Origin of the sequence: Eubacterium callanderi, from assembly GCF_900142645.1 — a bacterium.
In the GTDB taxonomy this organism is placed as follows: Bacteria; Bacillota; Clostridia; order Eubacteriales; family Eubacteriaceae; genus Eubacterium; species Eubacterium callanderi.
In genome coordinates this window covers 113640-129321 of record NZ_FRBP01000005.1, presented here as the reverse complement: position 1 = coordinate 129321, position 15682 = coordinate 113640, and the positions used below count along the sequence as shown (strand labels likewise).

Genomic DNA, 15682 nt, shown 5'->3' with positions numbered 1-15682 from the left:
TTGCATTCCTTTTTAAATATGATTGCTCTGTCTATACTGCCCGGGCGTTGTGCCCTCAATCTTTTTAAAAGTCCGGGTCAGTGTCAGGGCGTTATTGTACCCTACCTGCTCAGCGATATCTGTGATTGTCCGGTCCGACTCCCGTAAAAGACGGCAGGCCTCCTGTATCCTCAGCCTTGACAGATAATCGCTGAACCGTGTGCCCATGGCTTTTTTAAAGCTTCTGGAAAAATAGGAGGGATTCATATTAAATTCCTCGGCCACAGCCACAGCGTTCAGGTTCGAGTCCTGATAATGGCTTTTAAGGTACGCGCTCACCCGCTGCATCTTGCTGTCTGCGGCTGATACCAGATCTCCCGCAGAATACTGGTTGATCTTTTCAAAGATCTCCTGAGATACAGCCTCCAGTTCTGGCAGGGATTTACATTCCAGCAAAAGCCGCTGGGCATCCAGCTGATCAAAAAATTCCACGTCCAGGGATAGACGGACCTCCCCCAATGCGTTGATCATGGAATTCAGCAGCCCGAACAGCCGGAAACGCGCCAGGTTAAGCGATGAAGCCCCTGTGATGTAATCATTTTTTAAAAGCTTATTGAAAATTTTCGAGGCCTCCTCATAGTCCCCGGCGTTGATGGCATTGATAAAATGATGCTCATATTTAAACCACAGCTGTTCGTTGCCTTTATAGGGCTGTCCGGCCATGTAGTCTGTGTAAAAGAGAATATGTGTGTCACTTCCCGTCAGGCGGGCCTTCTGCAATGTTTCTACTGTTTGAAAATAGGCAGTTTTGCAGCCGGGGATTCCCCGGTGGACACCACTGACACAGACCCAGAGATCATAATTAAACTCATGCCAGATATTGTCCCGCATGAGTTTGACCATACGCTCGATCTCGATAGATGAGACTGTGGTGTCGAGTGATGCCACATCGGATAAAATAAAACAGGCGATACGGCCGTCAATTTCAGTGCCATAACACTGGTAAATGCGTTTCATATAGGAAGAAAAATTTTCCCGGATAAAAGCATAAATATAGTTTAGCTTTTCGTCCTCGATCTGGTTCTCGTCGGAAACTACGTCAAAGAGCACCAAAACAAATTCATGGCTGCGGATATCAAAATCATATTCCTCCATGAGCTGGTAGTAGATGGCCTCATTCTGAATATGCCCCTTTAGCAGACGGATCAGAAAATTTTCAAATAGGATATCTTTCTGTTGCTCGACTTTACTCTTATAGGTATCGTACTCTTTATAAAATTGATCAAAGGTCTGGAAAATATGACCCGCGGGATTCTGTGTCGTATAATAATCATCCACAGGGCTGCTGTTGTTTTCATCCAGTATTCCAATAATGCGTGAAATAGCAATGTAATAGTTCTGTAGAATAAAGAAATTGAGAAAAAGCCCGATAACAATGACTAAAACCGTGATTTTCAACAGGATATCCGTAAATGTCCCCTGTGTGTCCCCGGGCAACATGGTGCTGACATAGCGGTATGCCAGGAAAGCGAAAAAAAGGATGACTAAAATCCAAACTACAGAGGTTTTTAAAAACCAGTCCCATCCAGAATTCTCAGTATATTTTTTCTTAACATCCAAGTGTTTGTCTCCCCTCAAACAGGTTCTGTATTAATTTAATATTATAGCACTCTGTTTACGAAAAGTAAATGTTATCACATTCGCTAAAAGTTATGGATAATCCTTCTTTTCTTCTTGTTTTATCCTCACCTTATCGCTTATCCCGCATTCTTATACTGTTTTTAGCATTTTGTAAAAATATTTATTTTAAGAATTATGTTTGATTATTATAAAAAACAAAGCCGGAACACTATATGAACAGTGTTCCGGCGGTTTTAGTCCTAACCTTTATTTAACTTTCTCAACCCCGAAGGCTGCCTCATGCCCGTTGAGAGTGCAGGCTTCCAGATTGCCTTCTCCCTTGGTGATGGACTCCGCCAGGGTTTCTTTTTTGATGAAATTGGCAAAGGCTTCGATGGCGGCGCTGACTTCTGCGTCGGCCTGGTAAGTGATGTCAATATGGTCGTTGACCTCGAAGCCGTTTCCTTTACGCAGCTGCTGGATACGGGACACACATTCGCGGGCGTAGCCCTCATTGATGAGGTCCTCATTCAGAGTGGTGTCGAGAATGATGAACTTATTGTTGGCGGTCTGTACATTAAAGCCTTCCTTGGCCGCGATACGGATATCCACAAAGTCCTTGGTCAGCTCAATGGTTTGGTCGTCGATTTCCACCGGGTAGACTTCTCCGGCGTCCAGCTTCGCCACGACTTCAGCAGGGTTGACACCAGCCAGGGCTTTGCCCAGCAGCTTGACATTTTTGCCGAGAATCGGTCCCGCTACCTTGAAATTTGGTTTTAAGGTATAATTCATGAAGTCGCCCAGATTTTCCTCAAAGTCGACTTTTTTGATGTTCAGCTCTTCCTCCATCAGCTTGGTCAGGTCGCCCAGGATATCCTTGTACTTGCCGTCGATGATGATCTCTGAAAGCGGCTGACGCACCTTGATCTGCGCTTCCTCACGGGCGCTCCGGCCAAGGCTTACCAGATCGCGTACAAGGTCCATGGGTTCTTCCACAGCCTCGTCGATCAGGTCTTCATTCACGGCCGGGTAATCCGCCAGATGGACGGATTCGGCGCCGGTCAGCTTAGTGTAGATTTCTTCGCTGATATAGGGCGCGAACGGCGCGACGAGTCTTGCCAGACCTTCCAAAACCTCGAAGGTGGTGTTGAACACCGCTTTTTTGTCCTCTGTCAGCTCACTGCCCCAGAAACGGCGGCGGTTGCGGCGGATATACCAGTTGGACAGATCCTCATTGACAAAATTCTGGATCTTGCGGACGGCCTTGGTCAAGTCGTAGATTTCCATTTCGCCGCGAACTTCCTGCACCAGACGGTTGTACTTGGACAGAATCCAGCGGTCGATTTCCGGGCGCTTATGATAATCCACAAAGAAGGTTCTCGGGTCGATGCCGTCGGTGTTGGCGTACAGAGTGAAGAAGTTATAGGTGTTCTTCAGTGTATTAAAGAATTTACTCTGTACTTCCTTTAAGCCCTCCACGTCGAAGCGGGTCGGCGTCCAGGCTGGGGATACATAAAGCAGGTACCAACGGAGAGCGTCGGCGCCGTATTGGTCAAAGAGCTCAAAGGGATCTACGGTGTTGCCTCTGGATTTGGACATCTTCTGTCCCTCCGCGTCGAGGATCAAATCATTGACAAGAACCTTTTTATAGGGTGATTTTCCCGTCACAAAGGAGGAGATGGCCAGCAGGGAATAGAACCATCCACGGGTCTGGTCAATGCCCTCGCAGATGAAATCAGCCGGATACTGGCTTTCCCAAAGCTCCTTGTTTTCAAAGGGGTAGTGGTACTGGGCAAAGGGCATGGAGCCGGAATCAAACCAGCAGTCAATGACGTCCTTGACCCGGGTCATGGGCTTTCCACACTTCGGACATCTCAGATGGACGTCGTCCACGTAGGGGCGGTGAAGCTCGATGTCCTCACTGATGTCCTCAATGGCTCTTTCGGCCAGCTCAGCTCTGGAGCCGACAGATGCCAGCTCGCCGCAGTTTTCATCGTCACAGCGCCAGATGGGCAGCGGCGTTCCCCAGTAACGGCTTCTTGAGATCGCCCAGTCGTTGAGGTTTTCCAGCCAGTTGCCAAAGCGCTTTTCGCCCACAAATTCGGGATACCAGTCCACACCATTGTTATTTTCAATAAGGCGGTCCTTGATCTTAGTCATTTCGATGTACCAGCTTGGTTTCGCGTAGTATAAGAGCGGTGTCTTACAGCGCCAGCAGTGTGGGTAGTTGTGAAGCACCTTTTCTTTTTTGAACAGCTTGCCGTTTTCTTTTAACCAGGTAATGATCTCAATATCCAGGCCGTCTTCCATGACAAAGCGGCCCTTCCATGGGGTTTCGGTATATTTGCCGTCTTCGCCCACAGGCTGGAGAACAGGCAGGTTGTATTTACGTCCGACCTGGTAGTCGTCCTCCCCAAAAGCCGGAGCGATGTGGACCACGCCGGTACCGTCCTCAGTGGTGACATAATCGGCACAGGTGACAAAGAATGCCTTTTTATTTGGGGGTACGGGCACAAAATCCATGAGACGTTCATAGGGAATATTCTCAAGCGCTTTACCCTTCATTTCCTCGATGATCTCGTAGTCATCGCCCAGCAGCTTCGGCGCCAGCACTTTGGCGCAGATATAGACCTCACTTTTACTTCTTGCCTTAATGTAGTCTGCTTCCGGATTAACAGCCAGCGCGACATTCGCGGCCAGTGTCCACGGGGTGGTGGTCCAGACCAGGAAGTACTCGTTGGCATCGGCGCGCTTGAAAGCAGCGACAACGGTATTGGTCTTGATCTCCTGATAGCCCTGAGCGACCTCGTGGGATGCCAGACCGGTACCACAGCGCGGACAGTAGGGCAGGATTTTATGCCCCTCGTAGATAAAGCCCTCGTTAAAGAATTTATTCAGAATCCACCAGACAGATTCGATATAGTTGTTATCCAGGGTGATGTAGGGATTTTCCAGGTCGATGAAATAGCCCATGCGTTTGCTCATTTCACGCCATTGTTTTTCATAGCTGAAGACGGAGTCCTTACATTTCTTATTGAACTCGGCAATGCCGTAGGCTTCGATTTCTGGCTTGCTGCTGATGCCCAGCTGCTTTTCAACCTCGATCTCAACCGGCAGACCGTGGGTATCCCAGCCGGCCTTACGCAGTACCCGGTATCCCTTCATGGTCTGATATTTACAGACAGAGTCTTTTAAGGTACGGGCGATCACATGATGGATCCCCGGTTTTCCATTGGCCGTCGGCGGCCCCTCATAAAATACAAAATTTTCTGCGTCGTCCCGGTTTTTGATGGTTCTGTCTAAGATATCCATCTCTTCCCAGCGGCTGGCGATTTTATTTTCAGTTTCACTGACACATTCATTGGATAAATTTTTAAATACAGCCATAGTGCCTCCTTATTTGGTTATGTTATTTTGATTTTTATTTCGCAGGATTATTGAGCATTAAAAAAAGCTCCGCCCCTGCAACACGCAGGGACGAAGCGCTAAACTCCGCGGTACCACCCAGATTGACAGACTGCGCCCTTATAAGGGAGCCTGCCCACTCAATAAAGATAACGGTTTCCCGTGGTTTCCTAACCAGCTGGCTCAGAAACCCTGCTCAAAGGTGATTTCCATGATCGTTGTTCTGGCAGCCTTTCAGCACCGGGGCTGCCTCTCTGGAAAACGTGTGATCACAGCGTCCTCGTCATTGCATTTGGTCGATTCATACATGAAGTCTATTTTACCTAATTTTCTGAAGAAAATCAAGTGTATTCTTTAGTTTCTAAAGAAAATGGTTTATATTTTAAAGAAAATCGTTTATAATGGACTATACGGAATCATTAATAGTATTTTAGAAAGATGAATGAAGGTGACTCAACATGAACACGAAAAAAAAGGTACTTCTCGGCGTTTTAGCAGTGATTGTCATCGTCGTGGGCATTATGTTTTTTGTTCCCATGTTTAACGGGTCAAAGGACGCTGCAAAAACCACTCCGACCAGCGCGCCCTCTGTCGCGGACAATACCCCGACAGCTACCCCGCAGCCCACAGTCGATAATTCAGCAACCAGCGGAAGCTTACAGACTCCGCCAGAAATGCAGGCGGTCATTGACGCGAACCAGGCTGATCTCTATGGCAACGAGGATGGGCAACTGGCTCAGTCCTACCCCAGCAATCTTCTACCGCTTTACAAGGTGAGCGGTGTCGGGGATTCCCACGATATTACCACGAACAACGGGAACCCTGGATGGACAGCGGTTTACGGCTCTACGGCTGACACAGCTGAGCTGGCGCAGTTTTATTCGGACCTCATGGCTTCTGCCGAAAACTTTAACGCTGCCGGCAGCGACGCCTCCACCACCATTACGGGCACCGTGGACGGCTGCGACATCAGCGTGACCATCAGCCCTAATAACCCGCAGCGCACCGGCCTCGACTATGCCAGCAGTGTGAGCATTTTTATCGAAAAAGTTAGTTAACAACTGTACCCATAGGGACCAGAATCCGAACGATTTTGGTCCTTTTTGGTTCTTTTCATTCCCTGCCAGTGTGCTATAATAGGTGCAACATTTGATTTCGGAGGTTTAAAAGTGAACATCACAACCAAAAAAGTATGCTATACGGCGCTGTTGATGGCCGTTACCTTTATCATGATCTCGGTCGTAAAGATCCCGATTCCCAATGGCTATATTCATCTGGGTGACGCGGCGGTCTTTCTTTGCGGGTTTATTCTTGGCCCTGTTTACGGCACCATTGCGGCTGCCATCGGTGCAGGTGCGGCGGATTACTTCGCGGGCTTTGGGGCTTATATCATTCCTACCATGCTCGCAAAGGGCGTGATGGCTTACTTGACCGGGTATTTTCTGCGCGGTAACCCGGGGCGCCAGAAGGAAATCACAGTGATGGTGATCGCCGGAGTGATCATGACCCTGATCTACTATGTGTCGGAAATTATCCTATACGGCAGCTTTGTCTCCCCGTTGGTCAATATTCCTTTCAACGCCCTACAGGCCATTGTGGGCATTGTCATCTCCATGCTGCTGTTCCGGCCGCTGACTCAGTTCCGCATCGAATCTTAAAAGAATTTACTATTTTTAATCGAATTGTGATATAATGAAGATCACAATTCGATTTTTAATTGGGACGATTTTTTTATGTAATGGAGAGAAAAATGAAAAAACTAATGACAGCAATTTTAACATTTGCTCTGATCTTTAATTTTACAGTACAGACAGCCTGTGCCTCCGCCTATAAGGCAGGCTCCGTTTCTGTTATGACCAGCACCCATGATCCGGGAGAAGGGAACGGCGAGACTGAAACACCGCCAACTGAAAATCCAGATCCAAACCCGGACCCACAACCCGATCCGGACCCGAATCCAGACCCACAGCCTGACCCGGAACCCAATCCAGCACCGAATCCGGAGCCTGATCCGGCTCCAAATCCAGATCCGGAACCAAGCGACAACAACAGTAACGGTGGCGATGACGGCTACTACGACAGCTACGACAATAATGACTACACCCCGTCCTACCGTAATTCCTACGACGACAGCGACGACTATGTGCCCACAGAATCCACAACGGTAGAGACCACTGTGGAGGAACAGGTGCAGGAGGTTCAAAAGGTGGAGGGCGATTACCCCATCACGCTGACCGTCAAGGAAACTACCATTGACGTCAACCTGCCGTCAAATGTTTATACAGCAGCAACCAACCAGAACACCGTGACGGCCGCATTTAACAACGACGCGCTGAACGCGGCCATCGCAGCCGGTACCGCCAAACTGACCGAAAAACAACAGGCGGGCTCCTCTGCGCTCACCAAGCTGGTTTTAAAGGCTCCAGCCATTGAAACCAAAGGGCTTACAGACCCTGAGGTCAATATCCATGTGCCGGCGCCGGCGCTCAAGAACATGCAGACCGCTAAAGTGACTTTAAATGTTCCGATCAACAGAGATTCCATCATTGTATCCCCATCCATTTTAAAGAGCGATGACCTGAACAGGCTGACGGACGGCGACAAACTGGTCCTCGGGCTTAAAAAAGGCCCCAGCCTTTCAAACAGCAGCTATAAGCTGTCAGAAACCAAGCTGACGCCTGTGACCACTCCTTTCACGCTGGAGGCCTCAACCTTAAAATCCACCGGCGCTCTGTCTGCGCTTTCAGCCTTTGAAAAGCCTCTGGAAATCAACATTGCCCTGACCGACGATCAGGCCTCAAAGCTTCAGACGGAGTCTCAGTTCACTGCCAGCAAGTACAACAGCGGGAGTGACAGTGTCGATCCGGTGGTCACCACCTACCACAACGACACCAAAGTGGCGACTTTTAATGTGAACGCTCCGGGGGATTACCTGATTCTTTTAAAGACGGCCGATAAGGGCATTAACCCGTTGTTTATTGCGGTTCCTATTGTAATCGTGCTGATCGGCGGTGGTGTCTTTGCTTTCTTCAAGCTCAAAAACCGCCGGAAACGGAATATCTTCGGAGATTATGACGACTGACCCTTGTCCTGAAGGCAGATATCCGATATAATGGAATAAACTTAGGAAGGGAGCGGCCTGTTTATGAAAGTCAAGAAAATCATTGCCCCTTTGGTCATTGGACTGCTGCTGATTTTATATTTCGTGGGCTTTATCATCGTCTGTTTTCTGATTGATATCCCTCTGATCGTCAAGATCCTGTGCAGTATCCTGCCACTGGCGCTGGCCGGCGTTTCCCTCCATGTTTTAATCCAGAGAATTGATGAGATAAGGAGTGGAGAAGAGGATGATCTTAGTAAATACTGATTATATCAGCGGTAAGGAATTTGAAATGCTGGGCCTGGTCAAGGGCTCGACCATTCAATCCAAAAACATCGGGCGTGACATCAGCCAGGGTTTTAAAACCATTGTGGGCGGCGAGCTCAAGGCCTACAACGAAATGATGAATGACGCACGGGCACTGGCTACCAAGCGGATGGTACAGGAGGCTGAAGGCCTGGGCGCCGATGCGGTGGTCAATATCCGTTACGCCTCCTCTGCCATCATGCAGGGAGCTGCCGAGGTTATCGCCTACGGAACTGCGGTTAAATTTGTATAAAAAAAGCACTCAGACGAAGATTCTGAGTGCTTTTTTAGTATGCCGATGTCTTTAGAGCTGTCTGACAACAATAATGCCATCGCTGTTTTCATAATAGCTTTTTCCTGGTTCCAGGCGCATACATTCCATATACTCCCGCGCGTTGGCACGGATGCTTTCGATCTCGGCATCAGTCAGGGGACGGATGACCTTTGCGGGACTGCCCATGACGAGGGAGTTCGGTGGGATCACTTTATTCTGAGTCACCAGGGAGCCTGCGCCGATGATGGTATTTTCACCGATAACCGCGCCGTTTAAAATCGTGGAGCCCATGCCGACTAAAACGTTGTTTTCAATGGTGCAGCCATGGATGGTACAGTTATGTCCAATGGTCACACCGTCGCCGATCTTTACACAGTAGCCGCCGGGTGCCACGTGCACCACGGAGCCATCCTGTACGTTGCTGCGCTCACCAATGGTAATACTGTCCATATCTCCTCTCAGTACCGCCTGGTACCAGATGCTGCTGTAATCGCCGATCCGGACCTTGCCCAGTACATCGGCACTCTTTGCAATAAAAATATTTTTTCCTGACATCGAATCCTCCACATTGTAAAAGTGTTTTTCAATCTGATGATTTTATTGTATACCCTTACGCGGCATTTGTAAACCGCTCACAAAATGTTGCATGAGGTCTGCAAAAAAACACTTTTATCAGGTGGAAGATTAAAGGTGGAAAGTGGAAGGTTAATGAACGCTTTCGCCTCTGGCTCAAGCGATTGGGTTTACGGCCGCAGGCCGCGTCTAAGCAAATGTGCTCCGCACATTTGCTCCAAAACCTTCCACCTTCAACTTTCCACCTTCCACCGAAAAAAGCCCAAGGCTTTTTCCAAGCCTCGGACTTTTAATTTCATAGGAACTTCAAACTATCTGGTTGCCATTTCTTTCTTAACTGCTTCTGTAAACAGTGGTAAGATTTTGAAGACATCGCCGACAACGCCGAAGTCTGCTACGTTAAAGATCGGAGCAGTTTCGTCTTTGTTGATTGCGATGATAACATCAGATTCTTCCATACCAGCTAAATGCTGGATTGCGCCGGAGATACCGCAGGCAATGTACAGGTTTGGACGAACGGTTTTACCCGTCTGGCCAACCTGACGGTCTTTTTCAACCCAGCCAGCGTCAACACAGGCTCTTGAAGAAGAGATGGTTCCACCTAAAGCGTCTGCCAGGTCTTCAAGCAATTTGAAGTTTTCTGGAGATGCCATACCACGGCCGCCAGATACGAGGATCTTAGCATCCTGGATATCCATTTTTTCAGCAACAGTTTTAACAATTTCCATCACTTCAACGTTCATATGGTCACTCAAGCCAGCAACTTCTTCTTTAATCACTTCACATTCTGCTGCGTCGTTTGTCGGAAGTTTCTGCATAACGCCAGGACGTACTGTTGACATCTGTGGACGGTGGTCCGGACACAGAATAGTTGCCATGATGTTGCCGCCGAAAGCCGGACGGGTCATCATTAAGCCTTTATCTTCTGGGTTGATTTCCAGTTTTGTACAGTCAGCAGTTAAGCCGGTATGAACACGTGCAGATACACGAGGAGCCATATCACGGCCAATGGCGGTAGCACCAAACAGAACTACTTCTGGTTTGTATTTGTTAATAATTTCAGTAAATGCATGTACATACGGTTCGGTTGTATATACTTCTAAGGCAGGATCATCGACCATGATCACTCTGTCAGCACCATGACGGGCTAATTCTTTGCCCATCGCATCGATTTTAGAACCTAAAACAACAGCAGTTACTTCTGTATCTAAATCATTGGCTAATTCTTTACCTTTACCAATCAGTTCGAAAGAAACAGGAGTAATAACATTATCTACCTGCTGTACAAAGACGAAAACACCTTTATAATCTTGTAAACTCATCTATGTTCACCACTTTCCATTAAATAATGAATTTTTCTTTCAATTTTTCCAGTAAGAAATCAGCAGATTCCTGTGGATCTAATTGAACAACAGTTCCGGCCGGTTTTAAAGCTTTCGGGAAGGACTTGAATACGCGTGTCGGAGAACCCTTTAAACCGATGTTGCTTGTGTCAACTTCGATATTTTCCAGTGTCCAGACTTTAACTTCGTCTGTTCTGTAAGCGTCAAAGATTCCACCTGGAGTCATATAACGCGGTGTATTCATTTCGCCTAAAGCGGTAACTAAGCAGGGCATCTGTACTTTAATGGTATGGTATCTGTCTTCGTACTGACGTTTTACGATAACAGCGTCGCCTTCCACTTTGATGTCTTCAGCGTAGCTGACATTTGGAATGTTCAGATGTTCAGCGATCTGAGGACCAACCTGAGCGGTATCGCCATCAATTGCCTGACGGCCAGTGATGATCAGGTCATAGTCTAACATTTTAACCGCAGCTGCAATGGTTGTAGAAGTAGCCCAGGTATCGGCGCCGCCGAAAGCTCTGTCGGTTACTAAAATCGCTTCATCAGCGCCCATAGCGAGTGCTTCACGAAGAACGTCGTCTGCCTGTGGTGGTCCCATGGAAACAACGGTAATGTGCGCACCGGTAGCGTCTTTCAGTTCTAATGCAGCTTCCAGACCAGCTTTATCATCTGGGTTCATAATACTTGGAACGCCATCTCTAATTAATGTACCTGTTACTGGATCAAGTTTAACTTCATTTGTATCAGGAACTTGTTTTACACAAACTACAATATTCACCTAAATTTCCTCCTTTTGAACTTCCTATTTCAGAACGTTGCCAGATATAACCATACGTTGTACCTCGCTTGTTCCTTCATAAATTTCGGTAATCTTAGCATCACGCATCATACGTTCAACTGGATAGTCTCTGGTGTAGCCATAACCACCAAGTAACTGTACACATTCTGTGGTAACAGCCATAGCAGTTTCAGCTGCGAAAAGTTTAGCAGTTGCTGCTTCTACAGAGAATACTTTCTGAGTATCCTTAGCAATAGCTGCTTTGTAAACCAGGTTACGGGCAGCTTCGATACGTGCGTACATATCGGCTAATTTAAACTGTGTGTTCTGGAATTTAGCAATTGAGCGACCAAACTGTTTTCTTTCTTTAACGTAAGCAACGGTTTCGTCGAAAGCGCCCTGAGCCAGACCTAAAGCCTGAGCAGCGATACCGATACGGCCGCCGTCCAGAGTCTGCATCGCGATTCCAAAGCCTTTACCTTCTTTACCAAGAAGATTTTCTTTTGGAACGATGCAGTCTTCAAAAATTAATTCGGTTGTGGAAGAACCACGGATACCCATTTTCTTTTCTTTTGTACCGATTGAGAAGCCAGGATAATCTTTTTCTACGATGAATGCAGAGATCCCCTTGGTGCCTTTGCTCTTATCTGTCATTGCGAAGATGATATAAACATCTGCTTTACCACCGTTGGTAATGAAGATTTTCGTACCGTTTAATACATAGTGGTCGCCTTCTAAAACAGCCTTTGTCTGCTGTCCGGAAGCATCAGTACCAGCGCCTGGTTCAGTTAAGCCGAAAGCGCCTAATAATTCACCGCTTGCTAAACGCGGTAAGTATTTTTCTTTTTGTTCCGGTGTACCGAATTTACGGATTGGGTCTGTTCCCAGTGAAGTGTGTGCGGAAAGGATAACGCCGGTAGTACCGCAAACGCGGGATAACTCTTCAACAGCTAAAATATAAGCTAATGTATCACAGCCCTGTCCACCGACTTCTTTGGCAAATGGAATGCCCATAAAGCCATTTTTGACCATTTTATCAACGGTTTCCTGCGGGAAGCGTTCTTCTTCGTCAACTTCCTGCGCGATTGGTTTTGCTTCATTTTCTGCAAACTCTCTGTAGAGTGTGCGCAACATTTGATGTTCCTTACTCAGATTGAAGTCCATACTGTTCCTCCTAAATATATTTGTCACACAAGCTTATTTTGTGTAATCAAAGAATCCTTTTCCTGTTTTCATACCTAAAACGCCTGCGCGTACCATTTTGCGAAGCAGTGGAGACGGAGCGTATTTGTCAGAGCCAGTTTCTGCCTGTAATACTTCCATAATTGCCAGAACAACGTCCAGACCAATTAAGTCGCCTAAAGCCAGTGGTCCCATTGGGTGGTTTGCGCCTAATTTCATAGCAGTGTCGATATCCGCAGCGGAAGCAGTACCAGCAGCATAAACTTCGATACCTTCGTTGATCATTGGAACTAAGATTCTGTTTACAACAAAACCTGCAGCTTCGTTAACCTGTACCGGAGTTTTGCCGATATCTGTTGCAATCTTTTTGATGGTATCAACGGTTTCCTGAGAAGTATGGTAACCAGCAATAACTTCAACCAGTTTCATAGCCGGAACCGGATTAAAGAAATGCATACCAATCACTGGACGGTCAACGCCCTGAGACATTTCGGTTAAAGATAAAGAAGAAGTATTGGAAGCGAAAATACATTCTGGTTTACAGATTCCCTGTAATGCCTGGAATAATTCATGTTTCATTTCCATCTGTTCTAAAACAGCTTCAACAACCAAATCGCAATCCGCAACAGCATCTCTTAAACCTGTTGTGATTTTTGCTAAGGTTGCATCCATTTTAGCCTGATCGATACGGCCCTTAGCAACCTGTTTTGCTAATGCTTTTTCGATTTTAGCTTTCCCACCATCGGCAAATTCCTGTTTGATATCGCAAAGTACAACTTCATAACCATCGGTAGAAGCGAAAACCTGAGCAATACCTGATCCCATTGTACCGGCACCAATAACGCCAACTTTCATTTTAAGTCCTCCTAGATAAATTAAAAACTTTTTTGTATTCTTGTATATACAGATTTGTATATACAGGCGAAAAGCCCAAACTCAAGGGTATTTTTATACAAAAATACCCTTGAGTTGAAAATCATATTTATTTGTTTTGGAAAGGTTCGTGTTTACGTTTTTCCAGGAAGGCAGCCATGCCTTCTTTTTGGTCAGCGGATTCAAAACATCCGCCAAACTGTTTTGCTTCAAAGGCAATTGCGTCGTCCATACCCATTTCAAGGCCGTCATTGATGGCTTTTTTGGTGTTACGGACAGCAATTGGAGCGTTGTTAGCAATTTTACCAGCCAATTTCAATGCAGCAGGCATTAATTCGTCTGCCGGGTAGACAGCATTAACCAGACCCCAGCTCAAAGCGTCGGCCGCTTTGATATTGGTGCAGGCATAGAGCATTTCCTTTGCTTTACCGGTCGGGATCAGACGTGCAAGACGCTGAGTGCCACCGAAACCAGCAGTGATGCCAAGGCCAACTTCAGGCTGGCCAAAGGTTGCATTTTCAGAAGCCAGACGAATGTCGCAGGACATGGATAATTCGCAGCCGCCGCCAAGTGCAAAGCCGTTAACCGCAGCGATAACCGGAATTGGTAAAGTCTCGATCTTTCTGAAAACAGCGTTTCCTTTTTTACCAAAAGCTTCGCCTTCAGCCTGAGTCAGGCTGCTCATTTCACCGATGTCCGCACCGGCAACAAAAGATTTCTGACCGGCACCTGTAATAATCAGGCAGCGAATGGTCTCTAAATCAACACCGTCAATAACCTTGTCCAGATCTTCAAGCACTTCACTATTTAAAGCATTTAAAGCCTTTTCACGGTCGATGGTGATAACAGCCACTGCACCCTGTGGTTCATATTTAACAAAACCCATTGTAATTACCTTCTCTCCTTAGAAAAATTAGTCCATTTCTACGATGGTAGATACACCCATACCGCCGCCTACGCATAAGGTTGCAAGACCTTTTTTAGCACCGCGTTTCTGCATTTCGTGCAGTAAGGTTACCATGATACGGCAGCCAGAAGCACCAACCGGGTGACCCAGAGCGATCGCGCCGCCGTTTACATTTAATTTATCTTCAGGAATATTTAAAGTTTTGCCTACAGCACAGGACTGTGCTGCGAAAGCTTCGTTTGCTTCAACTAAATCCATATCGTCAATGGTTAAACCAGCTTTTTCTAAAGCTTTACGGCTTGAGAAGATTGGTCCAACACCCATGATGGATGGATCAACACCAGCGGAAGCGCCGACAACAAATTTAGCCATTGGCTTAACACCTAATTCTTTTGCTTTTTCAGCAGACATCACAACGATGGCAGCAGCGCCGTCATTGATACCAGAAGCATTTGCAGCGGTTACGGTACCGTCTTTTTTGAAAGCCGGACGCATTTTGCTGATGCCTTCAGCGGTTACGCCTTTTCTTGGGAATTCATCAACTTTGAATTCAACAATTTCTTTTTTAACTTTAACCGGAACCGGTACGATTTCATCATCAAAACGGCCAGCTGCCTGAGCGGCTTCACATTTCTGCTGGCTCTTAGCGGCGAAATCATCCTGATCTTCGCGGGTTACATCATACTGTTCTGCTACATTTTCAGCGGTGATACCCATGTGATAGTGATTGAAGGCATCGGTTAAACCGTCTTTGATCATGGTGTCGATGAACTGGCCATCGCCCATTCTGTAGCCATAGCGTCCCTTAGGAACAGCGTAAGCAGCGCCGGACATGCTTTCCATACCACCAGCAACAATAATATCTGCTTCTCCAGCCTGGATCATAGCAGCTGCAAGATTGATACATTTGAGACCAGAACCACATAAATTGTTAAGGGTTAAAGCAGGAACCTCAACAGGAATACCAGCATTTACAGCAGACTGACGGGCAACACTCTGTCCCTGAGCCGCCTGTAATACACACCCCATTAACACTTCATCAACGTCTTCCGGTTTAACGCCAGCACGGTTTAAAGCTTCTTTAATAACGATTGTTCCAAGATCGACTACCGGAACGTTTGCTAAAGAACCGCCAAAACTACCAATCGCTGTACGTACAGCACCAGCTAATACTACTTCTTTTGCCACTTAAATTTCCTCCATTAATTCTCACATTTCCATGTGAATATTTGAATCATTTATCTTATACTCCAACTGTCCATTTATAGAACAAAAGGAGTATCTGTTAAATATATAACAATATTACCACATATTTGGCGAATTTGCAATAGATTACAGG

14 protein-coding genes and 1 other annotated feature are annotated in these 15682 nt (G+C 46.7%); of the genes, 5 read left to right on the top strand and 9 right to left on the bottom strand.

Translation table 11 applies throughout. From position 1 onward, the window contains the following. Window positions 1-12 precede the first annotated feature (12 nt). The gene (locus tag BUC22_RS07715; RefSeq protein ID WP_013378890.1) at window positions 13-1599 is read right to left on the bottom strand and encodes a helix-turn-helix transcriptional regulator; all 1587 of its coding nucleotides are present in this window, start codon (window positions 1597-1599) and stop codon (window positions 13-15) included. A 267-nt stretch (window positions 1600-1866) separates the two neighbouring features. Next, window positions 1867-4986, bottom strand: a complete 3120-nt coding sequence (gene ileS / locus BUC22_RS07710) for an isoleucine--tRNA ligase (protein ID WP_013378888.1) — start codon at window positions 4984-4986, stop codon at window positions 1867-1869. Window positions 4987-5069: 83 nt separating this feature from the next. Next, window positions 5070-5300: a binding site (T-box leader), on the bottom strand. 162 nt (window positions 5301-5462) lie between these two features. On the opposite strand from ileS, the gene BUC22_RS07705 reads away from it, so the two are divergent. From BUC22_RS07705 to BUC22_RS07680, 5 genes are all read left to right on the top strand, one after another. After that, a complete protein-coding gene (locus BUC22_RS07705) occupies window positions 5463-6062 on the top strand; it encodes a hypothetical protein (RefSeq protein ID WP_013378886.1) in 600 nt (199 codons plus the stop codon). Window positions 6063-6173: 111 nt separating this feature from the next. Beyond that, window positions 6174-6662, top strand: coding sequence for an ECF transporter S component (locus BUC22_RS07700; protein WP_073382666.1), 489 nt, complete (start codon window positions 6174-6176; stop codon window positions 6660-6662). A 92-nt stretch (window positions 6663-6754) separates the two neighbouring features. Then, entirely contained in the window at window positions 6755-8086 is a 1332-nt protein-coding gene (locus tag BUC22_RS07690; protein ID WP_013378884.1) for a hypothetical protein, read from the top strand. A 63-nt stretch (window positions 8087-8149) separates the two neighbouring features. Continuing rightward, window positions 8150-8371, top strand: a complete 222-nt coding sequence (locus tag BUC22_RS07685; protein WP_013378883.1) for a hypothetical protein — start codon at window positions 8150-8152, stop codon at window positions 8369-8371. Beyond that, window positions 8352-8663, top strand: a complete 312-nt coding sequence (locus tag BUC22_RS07680; protein ID WP_013378882.1) for a YbjQ family protein — start codon at window positions 8352-8354, stop codon at window positions 8661-8663. The genes BUC22_RS07685 and BUC22_RS07680 overlap by 20 nt, the downstream gene beginning before the upstream one ends. Window positions 8664-8714: 51 nt before the next feature. On the opposite strand, the gene BUC22_RS07675 is transcribed toward BUC22_RS07680, so the two are convergent. The 7 genes from BUC22_RS07675 to BUC22_RS07645 form a co-directional block, all read right to left on the bottom strand. Continuing rightward, window positions 8715-9239: a gamma carbonic anhydrase family protein gene (locus BUC22_RS07675; protein WP_013378881.1), complete on the bottom strand. Its 525-nt coding sequence runs from the start codon at window positions 9237-9239 to the stop codon at window positions 8715-8717. Window positions 9240-9568: 329 nt separating this feature from the next. Further along, the gene (locus BUC22_RS07670) at window positions 9569-10579 is read right to left on the bottom strand and encodes an electron transfer flavoprotein subunit alpha/FixB family protein (RefSeq protein WP_013378880.1); all 1011 of its coding nucleotides are present in this window, start codon (window positions 10577-10579) and stop codon (window positions 9569-9571) included. A 19-nt stretch (window positions 10580-10598) separates the two neighbouring features. Next, a complete protein-coding gene (locus BUC22_RS07665) occupies window positions 10599-11381 on the bottom strand; it encodes an electron transfer flavoprotein subunit beta/FixA family protein (RefSeq protein ID WP_013378879.1) in 783 nt (260 codons plus the stop codon). Between the two features lie 24 nt (window positions 11382-11405). Next, on the bottom strand, window positions 11406-12545 hold the full coding sequence (locus tag BUC22_RS07660) for an acyl-CoA dehydrogenase (RefSeq protein ID WP_013378878.1): 1140 nt from the start codon (window positions 12543-12545) through the stop codon (window positions 11406-11408). Between the two features lie 33 nt (window positions 12546-12578). Next, a complete protein-coding gene (locus tag BUC22_RS07655; protein ID WP_013378877.1) occupies window positions 12579-13418 on the bottom strand; it encodes a 3-hydroxyacyl-CoA dehydrogenase family protein in 840 nt (279 codons plus the stop codon). A gap of 127 nt (window positions 13419-13545) precedes the next feature. Next, window positions 13546-14322: an enoyl-CoA hydratase-related protein gene (locus tag BUC22_RS07650; protein ID WP_013378876.1), complete on the bottom strand. Its 777-nt coding sequence runs from the start codon at window positions 14320-14322 to the stop codon at window positions 13546-13548. Window positions 14323-14349: 27 nt separating this feature from the next. Then, a complete protein-coding gene (locus BUC22_RS07645; RefSeq protein ID WP_013378875.1) occupies window positions 14350-15531 on the bottom strand; it encodes an acetyl-CoA C-acetyltransferase in 1182 nt (393 codons plus the stop codon). Between the last annotated feature and the right edge of the window lie 151 nt (window positions 15532-15682).